19 protein-coding genes are annotated in these 15467 nt (G+C 70.8%); 14 read left to right on the top strand and 5 right to left on the bottom strand.

Annotated features, from left to right (window positions below; all coding sequences use genetic code 11):
- Positions 1 to 27: 27 nt before the first annotated feature.
- Together ACIA5D_RS48705 and ACIA5D_RS48700 are read right to left on the bottom strand one after the other, a co-directional pair.
- The gene (locus tag ACIA5D_RS48705) at positions 28 to 390 is read right to left on the bottom strand and encodes a hypothetical protein (protein WP_396037552.1); all 363 of its coding nucleotides are present in this window, start codon (positions 388 to 390) and stop codon (positions 28 to 30) included.
- Position 391: 1 nt separating this feature from the next.
- The gene (locus tag ACIA5D_RS48700; protein WP_396037551.1) at positions 392 to 685 is read right to left on the bottom strand and encodes a hypothetical protein; all 294 of its coding nucleotides are present in this window, start codon (positions 683 to 685) and stop codon (positions 392 to 394) included.
- Positions 686 to 993: 308 nt separating this feature from the next.
- Between ACIA5D_RS48700 and folP the strand changes: the two genes are divergently transcribed.
- The 7 genes from folP to ACIA5D_RS48665 all read left to right on the top strand — a co-directional run bounded on the left by folP (position 994) and on the right by ACIA5D_RS48665 (position 5549).
- Positions 994 to 1857 carry a dihydropteroate synthase gene (folP, locus tag ACIA5D_RS48695; protein ID WP_396037595.1) on the top strand — a complete coding sequence of 288 codons (864 nt, stop codon included), beginning with the start codon at positions 994 to 996 and terminating at the stop codon, positions 1855 to 1857.
- A gap of 5 nt (positions 1858 to 1862) precedes the next feature.
- Positions 1863 to 2225, top strand: a complete 363-nt coding sequence (gene folB, locus ACIA5D_RS48690) for a dihydroneopterin aldolase (RefSeq protein ID WP_396037550.1) — start codon at positions 1863 to 1865, stop codon at positions 2223 to 2225.
- Positions 2222 to 2749, top strand: coding sequence for a 2-amino-4-hydroxy-6-hydroxymethyldihydropteridine diphosphokinase (folK, locus tag ACIA5D_RS48685; RefSeq protein WP_396037549.1), 528 nt, complete (start codon positions 2222 to 2224; stop codon positions 2747 to 2749). Before folB ends, folK begins: the two co-directional genes overlap by 4 nt.
- A gap of 35 nt (positions 2750 to 2784) precedes the next feature.
- A complete protein-coding gene (locus ACIA5D_RS48680) occupies positions 2785 to 3264 on the top strand; it encodes a DUF3180 domain-containing protein (protein WP_396037594.1) in 480 nt (159 codons plus the stop codon).
- Between the two features lie 144 nt (positions 3265 to 3408).
- A complete protein-coding gene (locus ACIA5D_RS48675) occupies positions 3409 to 4641 on the top strand; it encodes an ABC transporter permease (protein ID WP_396037548.1) in 1233 nt (410 codons plus the stop codon).
- Positions 4642 to 4695: 54 nt separating this feature from the next.
- Entirely contained in the window at positions 4696 to 5001 is a 306-nt protein-coding gene (locus ACIA5D_RS48670) for a hypothetical protein (protein WP_396037547.1), read from the top strand.
- A gap of 53 nt (positions 5002 to 5054) precedes the next feature.
- Entirely contained in the window at positions 5055 to 5549 is a 495-nt protein-coding gene (locus ACIA5D_RS48665) for a hypothetical protein (RefSeq protein ID WP_396037546.1), read from the top strand.
- A 50-nt stretch (positions 5550 to 5599) separates the two neighbouring features.
- On the opposite strand, the gene ACIA5D_RS48660 is transcribed toward ACIA5D_RS48665, so the two are convergent.
- Positions 5600 to 6607 (bottom strand): ABC transporter ATP-binding protein, encoded by a 1008-nt coding sequence (locus tag ACIA5D_RS48660; RefSeq protein WP_396037545.1) that lies wholly within the window; start codon positions 6605 to 6607, stop codon positions 5600 to 5602.
- Between the two features lie 2 nt (positions 6608 to 6609).
- Between ACIA5D_RS48660 and ACIA5D_RS48655 the strand changes: the two genes are divergently transcribed.
- From ACIA5D_RS48655 to ACIA5D_RS48640, 4 genes are all read left to right on the top strand, one after another.
- A complete protein-coding gene (locus ACIA5D_RS48655; RefSeq protein WP_396037544.1) occupies positions 6610 to 7329 on the top strand; it encodes an ABC transporter permease in 720 nt (239 codons plus the stop codon).
- On the top strand, positions 7326 to 8039 hold the full coding sequence (locus ACIA5D_RS48650; protein ID WP_396037543.1) for an ABC transporter permease: 714 nt from the start codon (positions 7326 to 7328) through the stop codon (positions 8037 to 8039). The genes ACIA5D_RS48655 and ACIA5D_RS48650 overlap by 4 nt, the downstream gene beginning before the upstream one ends.
- Positions 8040 to 8179: 140 nt before the next feature.
- Positions 8180 to 9172: a glycine betaine ABC transporter substrate-binding protein gene (locus ACIA5D_RS48645; RefSeq protein ID WP_396037542.1), complete on the top strand. Its 993-nt coding sequence runs from the start codon at positions 8180 to 8182 to the stop codon at positions 9170 to 9172.
- A gap of 137 nt (positions 9173 to 9309) precedes the next feature.
- Positions 9310 to 10779 carry a hypothetical protein gene (locus ACIA5D_RS48640; protein WP_396037541.1) on the top strand — a complete coding sequence of 490 codons (1470 nt, stop codon included), beginning with the start codon at positions 9310 to 9312 and terminating at the stop codon, positions 10777 to 10779.
- 1 nt (position 10780) lies between these two features.
- Here the strand turns inward: ACIA5D_RS48640 and ACIA5D_RS48635 are convergent, their stop codons facing one another.
- Together ACIA5D_RS48635 and ACIA5D_RS48630 are read right to left on the bottom strand one after the other, a co-directional pair.
- Positions 10781 to 11905, bottom strand: a complete 1125-nt coding sequence (locus tag ACIA5D_RS48635; protein ID WP_396037593.1) for an NADH-quinone oxidoreductase subunit D — start codon at positions 11903 to 11905, stop codon at positions 10781 to 10783.
- Between the two features lie 17 nt (positions 11906 to 11922).
- Positions 11923 to 13107: an SAM-dependent methyltransferase gene (locus ACIA5D_RS48630; RefSeq protein WP_396037539.1), complete on the bottom strand. Its 1185-nt coding sequence runs from the start codon at positions 13105 to 13107 to the stop codon at positions 11923 to 11925.
- A 109-nt stretch (positions 13108 to 13216) separates the two neighbouring features.
- Here ACIA5D_RS48630 and ACIA5D_RS48625 point away from each other — a divergent pair, with 109 nt between their 5' ends.
- The 3 genes from ACIA5D_RS48625 to panD are packed head-to-tail and all read left to right on the top strand — an operon-like array spanning position 13217 to position 15371.
- Complete coding sequence (locus tag ACIA5D_RS48625) at positions 13217 to 14119, top strand: Rossmann-like and DUF2520 domain-containing protein (protein WP_396037538.1); 903 nt, start codon at positions 13217 to 13219, stop codon at positions 14117 to 14119.
- Entirely contained in the window at positions 14116 to 14946 is an 831-nt protein-coding gene (gene panC, locus ACIA5D_RS48620; RefSeq protein WP_396037537.1) for a pantoate--beta-alanine ligase, read from the top strand. Before ACIA5D_RS48625 ends, panC begins: the two co-directional genes overlap by 4 nt.
- Positions 14946 to 15371 (top strand): aspartate 1-decarboxylase, encoded by a 426-nt coding sequence (gene panD / locus ACIA5D_RS48615; RefSeq protein WP_396037536.1) that lies wholly within the window; start codon positions 14946 to 14948, stop codon positions 15369 to 15371. Before panC ends, panD begins: the two co-directional genes overlap by 1 nt.
- The last annotated feature ends 96 nt before the right edge of the window (positions 15372 to 15467 follow it).

Here is a 15467-nt window from a genome sequence, read left to right as displayed (position 1 = left end):
CCCCGAGGGAGCGTGCGGCAAAACTGGTCATACCAACTCCTCCCGAACCCGGATGCGAGTGGCGACAAGTCTCGGATCGCGTTGTTCCACGGCCGGCTCGCGCGTACGACGCCAATCGGTGAGCGCGGTGCGGATGACGACCCGGGCCGGCCGATCGGGGTCGACGTGCCGGAACACGTACGACGTGGTGACCATGGCGAGGGCGATCTCCCACGCCGGGAACACGTCGAAGTCGAACGTGATCAGGTAGTGCCCGAGCATGAACAGGGGGACCAGCGCGACGAACATGCCGTACTGCGCGTACGGCAGGTGGATGGGCAGCGTGTAGCCGGGCGGACCCAGATAGACCAAGCGCGCCCGGTAGATGTCGTCGTCGGTACGAAGCCGCATCTCAGTTGAAGATCAGGTTGATGAGGTAGTCGCCGACGAAGAACAGTGTCGCCGCGCCCGCGATGAAGGCCAGGCCCACGATCGCGATGGCGGAGCTGGTCAGCACCTTCGAGATCTCACCGCGACTGGCGCGTCCGATGAAGATCACGCCGAGCACCGCCAGGAGGATCGGTGCGATGTTGCTCGCGAAGAACTTGACGATGCCCTGGGTGTCGATGCCCTTGGGTTCGGGTGCGGCCAGCATTCCCTGCTGGACAGCTGCCACGACATGCGTGGCGAGCTCGGTGGCGATCATTGGTAAACCTCCCCGCGTCCGGTTAGGGGGGTCCGGACACGTCGCAGTTGTGAAGCCGCACGGCGACGCCCATATCGTGCTACTTCCAGCTCACCGCGTCGAGTGAGCTGTTCGGGCACTGCCATGCTCGTCTGCTCTCTTCGGTTCCTTCATGATGCCCAGATCCGAAGAGTACGGCGCGTCTTTCTTGGCTTCAAGCGGCCCATTCGTTACGCAAGGTAAGCGCATGCGTGAAAATGAGTCACCAGACATCGTACATACGTGCCACAACCCGCCCGTCCTACCCTCGTTCCGTGACGAGTCAGGCAATGGATGCGCAGCTCACGGGCGGGGAAACGACCCGCCGAGATCACCCGGTCGTGATGGGGATAGTCAACGTCACGCCGGACTCCTTCTCGGACGGCGGCCGGTACACCGACGTGGACGCCGCGATGGAACATGGCATGGCGCTGCACCGCGCCGGCGCGGACATCGTGGACATCGGGGGCGAGTCGACCAGGCCCGGCGCCGAGCGGGTGGACGCCGAGACCGAGGTGGCCCGGGTCGTGCCGGTGATCAGGGGGCTGGCCGCCGCCGGCGTACCGATCAGCATCGACACCACCCGGGCCGCGGTCGCGGCCGCCGCGGTCGCGGCCGGCGCCACGGTGATCAACGACGTCTCCGGCGGCCTGGCCGACCGGGCGATGGCCGGGGTGGCCCGGGATGCCGGCTGCCCGTGGATCCTCATGCACTGGCGCGGGCACTCCCGCGACATGAACAAACTCGCCGTGTACCACGATGTGGTCGCCGAGGTGCGCGCCGAGCTGCTCGAGCGGGTGGACGACGCGGTCAGTGCCGGCGTCGACCCGCGACAGATCATTCTCGACCCGGGCCTGGGCTTCGCCAAGAACGCCGAGCACAACTGGCAGCTGACCCGGCATCTCGACGTCTTCGTCGACCTCGGCTACCCGGTGCTGTTCGCGGCGAGCAGAAAGACCTACCTCGGCCGGCTGCTCGCCGACGCCGAGGGCCACCCGCGCCCGGTCGACCAGCGTGAGGCCGCCACGCTCGCGACCTCGGTCCTGGCGGTGGCGGCCGGCGCCTGGGGCGTACGCGTCCACGACGTCCGCGGCACCGTCGACGCCCTCGCCGTCTGGCGAGCCTCCGGCTCGCCGCGGCTGAGTAGGAGGTGAGGCACATGAACGGAACAATCACGCTCAGCGGGCTCAAGGCACGCGGGTTCCACGGCGTCTTCGACTTCGAGCGGGAACAGGGACAGGACTTCGTGGTCGACGTCGTGCTCGAGCTCGACCTGTCCAAGGCCGCGGCCACCGATGACGTCACCGACACCGTGCACTACGGCGAGCTCGCCGGGAAGCTGGTCGCGGTGATCGCGGGGGATCCGGTCAACCTGATCGAGACGCTCGCCGACCGGCTGCTCGGCGTCTGCCTGGCCGACGACCGGGTGGCGACCGCGGAGGTCACCGTCCACAAGCCGCAGGCGCCCATCCCGCACGAGTTCGCCGATGTGGCCGTCACCCTGCGCCGGGGCCGGTCGTGACCCGGGCCGTGCTGTCGATCGGCAGCAACCTGGGCGACCGCTACCGCCACCTCCAGCAGGCGGTCCGCGCGCTGGGCGAGAGCGTGGCCGTGGCGTCCGGCGTCTACGAGACCCCGCCGTGGGGCGACACCGACCAGCCCGCGTACCTGAACGCCGTGGTGCTCGCGGTCGACCCCAAGGCCGCCCCGCACAACTGGCTGGAGCGGGCGCGGGCGTGCGAGACGGCGGCCGGCCGGGTGCGCGACCCGGAGCGCCGGTTCGGCCCGCGCACGCTCGACGTGGACGTGATCGCGGTCTGGGATGCCGACGACCAGCCGGTGATCAGCGACGATCCGGAGCTCACGCTCCCGCACCCCCGCGCCCATCTGCGGGCGTTCGTGTTGCGGCCGTGGATCGACATTCAGCCGTACGGGCAATTGCCCGGCCACGGCTGGCTGACCGACCTGCTCAACGATCCCGCCCTCGCCGACGACCTCGCCGGAATGACCCCGCGCCCGGATCTGCCGTTAGAGTCGAGGTTGTGAGCAGCAACCCCCAGGCGCCCAAGTCGGACCCGTCGATGCGGCCGACGAGCATCTCGGTGCTGATCGTCGCCGGCCTGACCGCGGCCGCCCTCGGCTGGCTGCTGCTCAGCTTCTCCTACTCGTCGCTGCCCGACCTGCCGTGGTCCCCGATCATCGTGCTGCTCGTGCTCGCGATCGCCGAGGGCCTGCTCGCGCAGAACACGAGCGCCCGCATCCAGCGCAAGCCGGGCACGCTGCCGGTCGACCCGCTCGCGGTCGCCCGCTACGTCGCGCTGGCCAAGGCGTCGTCGCTGGTCGGGGCGATCTCGGCCGGGTTCTCGGCGGGCCTGCTGGCCTGGCTCGCGATGGAGCCCACCCAGGCGGCGCACGACGACCTGCCGACCGCGGTGGGTGGCTTGGTCTCCGCGCTGGCCCTGGTCGGGGCCGCGCTCTGGCTCGAGCGCGCGTGCCGCATCCCCGAAAAACCCGACGCCAAGGACGAGGACGACTCCGACCGCCCCAGCGGCCGGCGCTGATTTCGGGGCCGCCGATCCTTGCCAGCGGCAAGCATCGATAACCGGGCGCTACCGGCCGTCGTCGATCCGCCACTATTTCGGCCTTGAACTGAGACCGACCACTATCCGTATGCTTCGGGGCGCGAGCAACGAGGAGGCGCGAGGATGGCGTACGACGAGACGACCTTCAGTCGGACTGATGAACAGCCGACCGATCCGGCCGCCTACCGAGCGAACACCCTGGCCGCGGCCGAGCAGCGTCGCCGCGAGGAACTGGCCGCCGAGGCGGCGGCCGCCGACACCTCGCCCGACCTGCTGCGCCGCGACGACGACGGGCGCGACCGGCTCGGCATCCACCTCGGGTGGGAGGTCGTGCTGCTGCTGGCGGCGGCGGCCTTCGGCTTCCTGCTCTGGCGGCTCGACCCCTCCAGTCTCAAGCGCCCCTCGCTCGACAACCTGCTGGTGACCGGCGCCGCGATCGGACTGCTCACGCTCGGCGGCGGGCTGACCCTGCGGGCCGGCGTGCCCAACCTCGCGCTCGGCCCGATCGCCCTGGCCGCCTCCCTGCACTACGCCGAGCAGGGCGACCAGGGCCTGCTCAAGGCCGCGGTTCCGGCGCTGATCATCGCGGCGGCCGGCGCGATCGTCGTCGGCCTGCTCATCCTCGTGCTGCACGTGCCCGGCTGGGCGGCAACGCTCGCGGCCGCGCTCGGTGTGATCGTCTACGACCAGCTGCGCGTCGACCCGGTCGTCGTGCAGGGCAACTACGACCCCACCGACCAGGCGTTCTTCCTCTTCGGCGGCTTCGCGTTGCTGGCCGTCCTAGGCGGCGCGCTCGGCACGGTCACGCCGGTGCGCCGCTGGCTGGGCGGCATGCGCCCGCAGGGCGACCCGGCCCGCCGCCGCGGCGCGGTGGTCGCCGCCCCCGTGATCCTCTCGCTGGTGCTGTCCTCGCTGTTCGCGGTTGCCGCCGGCATCCTGATGGCCGCCCAGTCGGTGACCGCGATCGCCCCGGGCACCGGCCTCGAGTGGAGCGGCATCGCCCTCGGCCTGGCCATGCTCGCCGGCACCAGCGCGTACGGCCGGCGCGGCGGCATCTTCGGCACGCTCTTCGCGGTCGCGGCGCTCACCCTCTTCCTCGACTGGTCGACCCGCAAGGGCATGGACATCGCCCTGTTCGCGACCGCGGCCTGCGTCTTCGGCGGCGGCCTGATCGTGACCCGGCTGGTCGAGACCTACGGGCGCCCGCTCTCGCCGGGCAGCGGAGAGGACTGGAACGCGGCCCCCACGACCGGCGTCACGAACTGGACGCCCGACCTGGAGAGCTGGAACCCGGCGACGACCACCTCGGCCCGCACCGACCGCTGGGACGAGGGACCCTGGGGATCCGGCCGGTAGCGACGGTCTGTCCTGCCGGTCGGGGCAGATCCCGGCGGTCCTATGCTTGCCGTCATGACCACTCCGAGCTTCGCCGAGCTGGACGCCTTGACGACCGAGGAGCTGCGCGAGCGCGCCTTCGCCCTGGCGCGCAAGCACCACGACATCAAGTTCTTCTGGACCGTCAGCAAGCACCTGCCCGACTCCGACGACGTCGGTGAGCTCGACGGCGCGCCCAACTCGATCGGCCCGATCATCGACGAGTACGTCGCGCTCTGGCGCGAGTTCCGGGGCCGCGGCGGTTACCAGGAGCACGGCTACGGCGAGTCGGAGCCGCTGCTGCGCGCGGCCTTCATCGACTACCTGCAGAAGCACGAATAGCGGTATTTACCGCGGTCGTTTGAAAAGCCATTCGCGCTGGGAATTATCGGCGCATGGCTCTCGGCAACCGGTTCAAATCTGCGATCGGTGCGGGCACTCTGGCCGCACTCATACTGGTCCTCGTCTTCGGCAGCACGTGGTACGTGGACTGGGTATCCGACAACACCAACCCGAACACCGCCGGCGGGTGGTGGCTGCGGCTGCTCTCCTGGCCGCGCTGGTCGTTCAACTCCAACGACTCGCTGCGCGAGATCATCGTGGGCGACCTGCGGGCGATCCTGCTGGTCGTTCTCACCGCGCTTTTCCTGTACATGCTGCCCGGCTCGCAGCTGGCCCGGGCCCGCGGCACGATCAGCCAGTTCTTCGCGGGCTGGGCGTCGTACATCTTTGCGGGCGCCTTCGCGGCGCTGCTCACGACCCTGTTCCTCAAGAACCCGTCACTGCTCGGCGCGTTCCAGTCGGCCGGCAGCGGCGCCACCTACGGCCTGTTCATCGGCTGGATCGTCGGCCTGGCCACGCTCGGCGGTTACCGCGGCACGAGAAGTTGATCCCCACGCGGTGAGTGCGGGCCGGGTGGTGAAACCCCCGGCCCGTGCGCTCAGACCTTCGCTTCCGCTTCGGGCACTTCAAAGATCGACGTACGGGTGATGACGCCCACCACCTGCTCGCCCTCGACGACCGTCACCTCGGCCGCGTCCACCGCGAGCATGGCCGCCAGCGCGTCGTAGAGCGTGCCGCCGGCGTCCACGGTCGGCCGGCCGCCCGCCGCGGCCCCCGAACCGGCCGGGCTCATCGCCTGCTTGAGCGGGGTCACGGCCAGCCGCCGGATCCCGCGGTCGGCCCCCACGAAGTCGCTGACCGCCGTCGAGTCCGGCTTGCTGAGCAGCTCGGCCGGCGGTGCGTACTGGAGCAGCCGGCCGCCCTCGGCCAGCACCGCGATCCGGTCGCCGAGCCGCACCGCCTCGTCGATGTCGTGGGTGACCAGCACGATCGTCTTGCGCACCGTGGCCTGCAGCCGCAGGAACTCCTCCTGGAGCCGGCCGCGGGCGATCGGGTCGACCGCCGAGAACGGCTCGTCCATCAGCAGCACCAGTGGGTCCGCGGCGAGCGCCCGGGCCACCCCGACGCGCTGCCGCTGGCCGCCGGAGAGCTCGTGCGGATAGCGCTTGGCGTACCGGGAAGGATCGAGACCGACCAGGTCGAGCAGCTCGTCGGCGCGAGAGTTGATCTTCGCCTTGTCCCAGCCGAGCAGTCGGGGGACCGTGCCGATGTTGGTGCGGATGTTCTGATGCGGGAAGAGCCCGACGTTCTGGATCACGTAGCCGATGTGCCGGCGCAGCTCGACAGGATTCCGCTTGAGGATGTCGTCGCCGTCGATGAGGATCCGCCCGTGCGTCGGCTCGACCAGCCGGTTGATCATGCGGAGGATGGTGGACTTTCCGCAGCCCGACGGCCCGATCAGCACGGTGAGCTCGCCGGCGCGGACCTCGAGGCTGAAATCGCCGACGGCGACCGTCCCGTCCGGGTACGTCTTGCCGATGTCCTCCAGCGTGATCGAGGCCGCGCTCCGGGCAGGCCCGGATCCGTTGATCGCGGTAGCGTCCACGTATGTCCTTCCTGTTGCGGGCGCCGGCGCCCCCGCCGCTGGCCGCACCCGCCGGTGACGGGCCCGGGAATCCGTGGTTCTCCTGGCAATACGTCCAGGACAACGCGGACACCATCATGACCAAGCTCGGCTTCCACATCGGGATCACCCTGGAGACCGTGGTGATCGCGCTGCTGGTCGCCGTGCCGCTCGCCGTCCTCGCGTACTGGATCAGACCGTTGACCGGCCCGATTCTCGCACTCTCCGGCGTGCTCTACACGATTCCGTCGCTGGCGCTGCTCGCGCTGCTGGCCCCGCTGCTCGGCGCGACCAGCCGGGTGACGGTATTGATCGCGCTCGTGCTCTACGCCCTGCTGCTGGTGGTTCGTAACGCCTTGACCGGTCTGACCCAGGTGTCGGCCGACGTCAAGGACGCCGCGTCCGGCATGGGATACGGGCGATTCGGGCGGCTCTGGCACGTCGAGCTGCCGCTTGCGCTGCCGGGCATCGTGACCGGCCTGCGGCTGGCCACGGTCTCGACCGTGGCGTTGGTCACGATCGGCGCGATCATCGGGCAGGGCGGCCTCGGCGATCTGATCATGGGCGGCTTCTGGAACAACTTCTACAAGGCCGAGATCATGACCGGCACGGTGCTCTGCGTCGGGCTGGCACTGGTGCTCGACCTCGCCCTGATCGGGCTCGGCCGCGTGCTGACACCGTGGAGCCGGAGGCGCCTCGCATGAGCTACTTCCGCGACGGGATCGTCTGGCTCAACGACCCGCTCAACTGGACCAACCCGGGCGGCCTGCTCGACCGCCTTCAGGAGCACCTGATCATCACGTTCTGGGCGGTGCTGCTCGGCTGCGTGGTCGGGCTGCCGCTGGGCATCTGGCTCGGCCACCGCGGCCGGGGCGGCGGCGCCGTGGTCACCGTGGCCAATCTCACCCGGGCGCTGCCCACGCTGGCCCTGCTCACGATCCTGCCGCTCACCCCGATCGGCTTCGGCAAGCTCCCGGTGATCCTGGCGCTGGCCGTCTTCGCGGTGCCGCCGCTGCTGGCCAACGCGTACACGGGGCTGCGATCGGTCGACGCCGAGACCAAGGACGCGGCGATCGGGATGGGGCTCTCCGGCGGGCAGTTGTTGCGGCGGGTCGAGCTGCCGCTCGCGGTCCCGTACATCGCGGGCGGCCTGCGTACCGCGGTGGTGCAGGTGGTGGCGACCGCCACGCTCGCAACGTTTGTGAACGGCGGCGGCCTCGGAACGATCATCACGGCCGGATTCGGACTGGGCATCAGCGTCGGCGGCGCGCAGATTGTGGCCGGCGGCATAGCTGTGGTGCTCCTCGCACTTCTTGCCGAGGCCCTGTTCGCGGGCCTGGAACGCCTGGTCACGCCCCGTCCGCTGCGTTCGGTGCGCCGCCGCCGGGTCCCCCGGGCGGCTACGACCGGGTAACGGACCAGCATCTTTCGCGGAAGTTGTCATACCCAGCGGGTAGACCTAGGCACTGCATACATACGGGCAATCGCACTTCGGCTGCCCGTCGGACACGCGGCACGGCCACACGGTCGCGCCGGGACACAGAAGGCGGCAGTATGCGTCGACACCTGCTCCTGATGGCCGCCAGTGCCACAGCGGCCATCGTCACTCTCGCCGGCTGTGGCAGCGCCGGCTCCTCCGGCACGGAGGCACCTCCCTCGTCGGCCACCGGCCAGGGCTGCGCCCCGGTCGCGGGCAACGACCTGGTCGTCCTCACCGACGACAAGCACCTGCAGAACACCGACAACGTGATCCCCGCGATCAACAAGAAGGCGTCCTCGCCGCAGCTGATCGCCGGTCTGGACAAGGTGTCCGCGGCGCTCGACACGACCAAGCTGATCGCGCTGAACAAGGCGGTCGACATCGACCGCAAGTCCTCCAAGGACGCGGCCGCCGAGTTCATCACCACCAACAACATCACCGCGGGCCTCGAGAAGGGCTCCGGCAACGTCACCGTCGGCGCGGCGAACTTCAGCGAGAGCGCTACCCTCGGCGAGATCTACGGCCAGGTCCTGACCGCGGCCGGCTTCAAGGTCAAGGTCCAGCAGATCGGCAACCGCGAGCTGTACGAGCCGGCGCTGGAGAAGGGCGAGATCTCGGTCGTCCCCGAGTACGCGGCCACCCTCGCGACCTTCCTGCAGGGCAAGGTCGACAAGACCGGCAAGGACCCGTCCTCGTCCGACCTGGCCACCACGGTGACCAACCTGACGGCCCTCGGCGAGAAGGTCGGCCTGGTCTTCGGCAAGGCCTCCGAGGCGCAAGACCAGAACGCGTTCGCGACCACGACCGCCTTCTCCGACAAGTACGGCGTCAAGACGCTGTCCGACCTGGCCGCCAAGTGCTCCGGCGCGGCGACCGTGCTCGGCGGCCCGGCCGAGTGCCCGCAGCGGCCCAAGTGCCAGCAGGGCCTCGTCGACGTCTACAACTTCCAGGCCGGCAAGTTCTCCAGCCTGGACGCGGGCGGCCCGCTGACCAAGACGGCCCTCAAGCAGGCCACGATCAGCGTCGGCCTGGTCTTCAGCTCGGACGGCGCACTGGCGGCCGGCTGACCGTTTGCCGGGCGACCGGCAGCAGGGTGACCTTTTTCACCAAAAATTAACCGTTTGAAGGGCAAGCGCCGGGTTTCACGCGAAGCCCGGCGCTTGACCGTTCCGATCCTGGCGCACTCTGGGTAACATCGGCGGCCATGCCGGAGAGGGACCCCGAGACTGGAAACAGCTCGCGACTGCTCCGCGGCCTCATCTGGGCGGGCGTGCTGCTCGCTCCCGTGGCCGCGGCTGTTGTGCTGCTCGGCGACAGCTCGGCCTCGGTTCGCTTCGCCGTGCTGCTGGTAGCCGTGAGTGTCGTGCTGATCGGCGCGTCGGTGCTCATCCGCAACGACCCGGTCCTCCAGCGCATGCACGTCGAGGACCGCGTGGCCGAGGAGATCGAGGTCCTGCGCCGTGACCTACGAGCCGAGTTCAGCCGCGCCGCCCCGTCAGGTCCCGGCTTCCGCCCCGGTCTCGGCGCTTCCGGCATGTCCCCGGTATTCGACAATTCCGATAATTCCGGGTTTTTCGGCGATGCCCCGATGATGCCGCCTGAAGACGACCCGTTCCCGGCCGCGCCTCGCCGAGACCCGGGCTTCGCCGGCGGCGGCCGTGCCAGCGTCCCGGCCCCCGCGGTCGCTTTCGCCTCGGCAGGCATCCCGCAGCCACGCGGCTCGGCCTCGGTTCCGGCCTCGGCGCCCCCGCGCGCCTCGGCGTCCGTGCGACCCGGCAGCGTCCCACCCGGCGGAAGCGCCTACGGCCGCGCTGAGCAGCTCGAGGGCGACTTCGGCGCGAGCAATGGCTACGCCGACATGCCCGCGGCCAACGGTTACGCCGACGTGCCCGCGGCCAACGGCTATGCCGACGTGCCGGCGGCCAACGGCTATGCCGACGTGCCGGCGGCCAACGGCTATGCCGACGTGCCGGCGGCCAACGGCTACGCCGACGTGCCTGCGGCCAACTCCTACCCGGTCCCAGGCGGCACCTACGGCTCCGCCCGGGTCAACGGCCCCGGCTACGACGAGCCCGACGACTACCCCGCCGATGACTACGGCTATGCCCGGGCCAACGGTCACGCGAGCGACGGATATCCCGAGGTCGACAACGGCTACGGCCCACCCAACGGCGGCGGTCGGGCTTCGGTGAACGGCTACGGCCCCGATGGCGGCACCGGCCGCGCCTCGGTGAACGGCTATGGCCCGGGCAACGGCAGCGGGTCGGTCAACGGCTACGGCCCCGCGAACGGCGGCGGCCGAGCCCGGGTGAACGGCAACGGCCGGGCGTCCGTGAACGGCTACGGCCCAGCGGACGCTCCGAACGGCTACGGCCCGGCGGACGGCCCGAACGGCTACGGTCCGGCGGACGGCCCGAACGGCTACGACCCGGCTGACGACTACGACTCCTACCCTTCGCAGGCCGATCCCGAGCTCACCGGCTACGGCCTCGACGGCGGTTACGACGGCCCCGGCGAGCAGTCCTCCGGCGACCCCGCCTACAAGGCTCGCCGCCACCGCCCCTCGGCCAACGACACCAACGTCGGCACGCTCGCCGACTTCGCCGGCTACCCGGGCTGGGACAACGAGCCCCAGCCCGACGAGCGCTACGTCCAGGGGTACGGCCGGCGATAGGTCACTTGTCGATGTCCCCGACCACGAAGAACATCGACCCCAGGATCGCGATCAGGTCGGGCACCAGGCAGCCGGGAATCAGCGTCGCCAGGGCCTGCACGTTGGCGTAGGAGGCCGTCCGCAGCTTCAGCCGCCACGGTGTCTTCTCGCCGCGCGACACCAGGTAGTAGCCGTTCACCCCGAGCGGGTTCTCGGTCCACGCGTACGTGTGGCCCTCGGGCGCCTTCACCACCTTGGGCAGCCGCACGTTGACCGGTCCCGAGATCTTGTCGACCCGGTCGAGGCACTCTTCGGCGAGGTCCAGCGACACGTACGCCTGGTCGAGCAGCACCTCGAACCGTGAGTGACAGTCGCCGTCCTTCTTCGTCACCACCGGCACGGTCAGCTGGTCGTAGGCCAGGTACGGCTCGTCGCGCCGCAGGTCGAAGTCGAGCCCGCTGGCCCGCGCCACCGGGCCCGACGCCCCGTAGGCCGCCGCCTGCGCCGCCGTGAGCACACCCACCCCGACCGTGCGGGCCAGGAAAATGTCGTTCAGCCGGATGATCCGGTCGAGGTCGGGCAAGCGCTTGCGGACCAGCGCGATCGCCTGCCGCGCCCGCTTGGTCCAGCCGGCCGGCACCTCTTCCTTGAGGCCGCCGACCCGGTTGAACATGTAGTGCATCCGCCCGCCGGTGGCCTCCTCCATCACCGCCTGCAGCGTCTCCCGTTCGCGGAACGCGTAGAACATCGGCGTGATCGCGCCGATCTCCAGCGGGTAGGAGCCGAGGAACATCAGGTGGTTGAGCACCCGGTTGAGCTCGGCCATCGCGGTGCGCAGCCAGATCGCCCGCTCGGGCACCTCGATACCCATGAGCCGCTCGACCGCGAGCGCGACGCCCAGCTCGTTGGCGAACGCGGACAGCCAGTCGTGCCGGTTGGCCAGCATGATGATCTGCCGGTAGTCGCGCACCTCGAACAGCTTCTCGGCGCCGCGGTGCATGTACCCGACGATCGGTTCGCAGGCGACGACCCGCTCGCCGTCGAGGGTGAGCTTGAGGCGGAGCACCCCGTGCGTGGACGGGTGCTGGGGGCCGATGTTGAGCACCATGTCGGCCGTGTCGAGCCCGGCGCCGGTCCCGACGGTCATCTCCCGCAGAACGTCACTCACAGCAGCATGCTCCCACGCCCGTCCAGCCCGACCGTGTGCAGAAGCCACCAGTGCCCGCCGAGTCCGCCCGGTTCCAGGAGCTCGGCGGCCTCGCCCGCCGCGGAGAGGGCTCGCAGGTAGGCCGCCGGGTTGCTGCGTGCAAGATCAATCGGTGGTCGCGCGCCGTCGATTCCCAGCGCTTTCAGCGCCTCACGCTGGCGCATCATCCGGTACGGCGTCCCGGCCGCCGCCGCAACTGCGTCCATCGCCACGTGCGCGGTGACATCGCAGCTCCCGTCCGGCACCGGCGCCACCTGCCGTCCCTCCCGGAAGCCCGTCAGCGTCCCCCAGGCCGGTCGCGAATCGCGCAGATGCCCGTAGTCGACGGCGAGCGCGCACCCCCGCCGCACCCGCCCCACCGCGTCGGCCCAGGCCGCATCACGCGGCCAGCCGATCTCGACCCGCCCCGTCCCGGCCCGCTCGTTCCCGGCCCGCTCGTTCCCGGCCTGCTCGTTCCCGGCCTGCCGGTTGTGGGCCTGCCGGTTGTCGGCCTGCCCGTTCCCAGCCTGCCCGTTCCCAGCCTGCCCGTTCCCAGCCTGCCCGTTCCCAGCCTGGCCGTTCCCAGCCTGCGCGTTCCCGGCCTGCCCGTTGTCCTGCTCCGTTCCGGCCCGCTCGGCTCCCGGCCACCACCGTGCCAGCCACAAGAGATCGGCCGCGTCGGGTGCCCCACCGAGCGTCTCGGTCCCGGTCTCCGGGTCGACCAGCACCTTCCTCAGCCGCCCGTGGTCGTCGATGTCGGCCACGTCGAGCGGCACGTTGTCGAGCCATTCCGTGGCGATCAGCAGCCCGACGATCCCGTCCGGCACCTCCCGCGCCCAGCCGATTTCGGCGTCGAGCCGCTCGGGCCGGGGCGCGACCTCGACCGCCGTGAGCCGGGCGCGTGCGGCGAGGTCGTCCGGCAGCATCGCGCGCATCGTGGCCAGCAGTTCTCCCCGCCCGGCCCCCACATCGACCAGGTCGAACGTCTTCGGGTGGCCCAGCGCCGCGTCCACCCGTTCGGCCAGCCGCAGCACCGCCCTCGCGAACAGAGGCGACGCATGGACACTTGTCCTGAAATGTTCGGACGGACCGCCCTCCCCACTCAGGAAGAAGCCGCCGGGACCGTAAAGGCCGGCATTCATCGCGGTGCGCCACGTCGTCACGGGGCAAACATAGGCAATGGAGTTGACCACACGTGGTTGTCACGAGCGTGTTACGGCGGCGCATAATTCTGCTCGACCGGTACCCCTTTCTCGAGGACTGGATCCTGATATGAGCGCAGTGTCGCGCGGCCGCACGGGCGCGGGTCCCCTCAGCGTCGGCGTCGTAGGCGCCGGCCGCGTAGGGGCCGTGCTGGGCGCCGCTCTGAATGCCGCGGGCCACCATGTGGTCGCCGCCGCGGCCGTTTCCGCAGCCTCCCGCGATCGCGCGCGCCGGCTCCTGCCGGAGGCCGCGATCCTGCCGGCCGACGACGTCGCCCGCGCCGCCGGAGATCTCCTGCTGCTGGCCGTGCCCGACGACGCGCTGGCCTCCGTGGTGGCCGGCCTGGCCACGACCGGCGCGCTGCGACCGGGCCAGATGGTGGCGCACACCTCGGGGGCTCACGGACTGGCCGTTCTGGGCGATGTGAACGGCATGGCCCTGCACCCCGCGATGACCTTCACCGGCGCCGATGAAGATCTCGACCGGCTGCCCGGCATCGCCTGGGGCATCACCACCCGGGACCGCGCGTTCGCCACCCGCCTGGTCGCCGACCTGGGCGGCGTGCCCGAGTGGATCGCCGAGGACGCCCGCCCGCTCTACCACGCGGCGCTCGCGCACGGCGCAAACCACCTGGTCACCCTGGTCAACGAGGCCGCCGACCTGCTGCGCGCGGCCGGCGTGGAAGAGCCCGGCCGGGTGCTCGAGCCGCTGCTGCGGGCCGCGCTCGACAACGCGCTGCGGCTCGGCGACGCGGCGCTGACCGGCCCGGTCTCCCGCGGCGACGCGGGCACCGTCGGCAAACATCTCGACCGGATGCCGCCCGAGTCGGTCATGGCCTACCTCGCGCTGGCCCGTCGCACCGCCGACCGCGCCATCGCCTCTGGCCGCCTGCGTCCACAGGACGCGGCGCCGCTGCTCGACGTCCTGTCCCGCGCCGCCCACTCCCGCAGCGGCGTGGGGAGCGCGCTGTGACTGAGCTGATCCACACCCGGGGCGAGTTGGCCGCCGCGGTCGCGGCCGCCCCCACCAAGGTCGCCGTCGTGATGACGATGGGCGCGCTGCACGACGGGCACCGCGCGCTGATGCGGGCCGCCCGCGAGCGATCGACGTTCGTGCTGGTCACGATCTTCGTGAACCCGCTGCAGTTCGGGCCGAACGAGGACTTCGAGAAGTACCCGCGCACGCTGGAGGCCGACCTCGAGGTGTGCCGGGCCGAGGGCGTGAGTGTCGTGTTCGCGCCGGGCCGTGACGAGATCTACCCGGACGGCGCGCCGTCGATCACGATGAACGCCGGCCCGCTCGGCGAGATCCTCGAGGGCGCGAGCCGGCCCGGCCACTTCGCCGGCATGCTCACGGTCGTCGAGAAGCTTCTGCTGCTCACCCGGGCCGACGTGGCGTTCTTCGGCGAGAAGGACTTCCAGCAGCTGGCGCTGATCCGCCGGATGACGCACGACCTGGAACTGGGCGTCGAGATCGTCGGGGTGCCGACCGTGCGCGAGCCGGACGGGCTGGCGCTGTCGAGCCGCAACCGCTACTTGTCGGCCGGGGAACGGTCGGCCGCGCTGGCGCTCTCCCGGGCGCTGCGCGAGGGCGCCGCGCACACTGACGGCGACACGGTCCTCGAAGCCGCCACCAAGATCCTCGACGACGAGCCGGGTGTCCGCGTCGACTACCTGGCGCTGACCGGCCCGGATCTGGGCCCGGCGCCGCGGCAAGGCCCGGCCCGCCTGCTCGTCGCGGCCCGGGTCGGTGGCACCCGCCTGATCGACAACGTCCCGCTCCAGCTGAAGGGCCGCTGATGCTCCGCACCATGCTCAAGTCCAAGATCCACCGGGCCACCGTGACCCAGGCGGACCTGCACTACGTCGGCTCGGTGACGGTGGACCTCGACCTCATGGAGGCCGCCGACCTGCTGGCCGGCGAGCAGGTGGCGATCGTCGACGTCACCAACGGCGCCCGTCTGGAGACCTATGTGATCCCCGGCGAGCGCGGCTCTGGCGTGATCGGCATCAACGGCGCCGCCGCCCACCTGATCCACCCCGGCGACCTGGTCATCCTCATCGCCTACGGCCAGATGGACGACGCCGAGGCCCGCGCTTACCGGCCGCGGGTCGTCCACGTGAACGCCGACAACGAGATCATCGAGCTGGGCGCCGACCCGGCCGCCGCGGTCGAGGGCATGGCCGGCGATTTGGCCCGGGGTGATCTGACCCTGTCGGTCTGAACCGGAGCTCGGTCTGAACCGGAGCGCGGTCTGAACGGGGAGCGCGGTCTGAACGGGGAGCGCGGTGCTCCGCCCGTACCGAAAATGGTTTTGGGC

This window comes from Actinoplanes sp. NPDC051513, assembly GCF_044454685.1.
GTDB lineage: Bacteria > Actinomycetota > Actinomycetes > Mycobacteriales > Micromonosporaceae > Actinoplanes.
The sequence above is the reverse complement of the archived record's forward strand: the minus strand, read 5'-3'. Positions and strand labels throughout refer to the sequence as shown.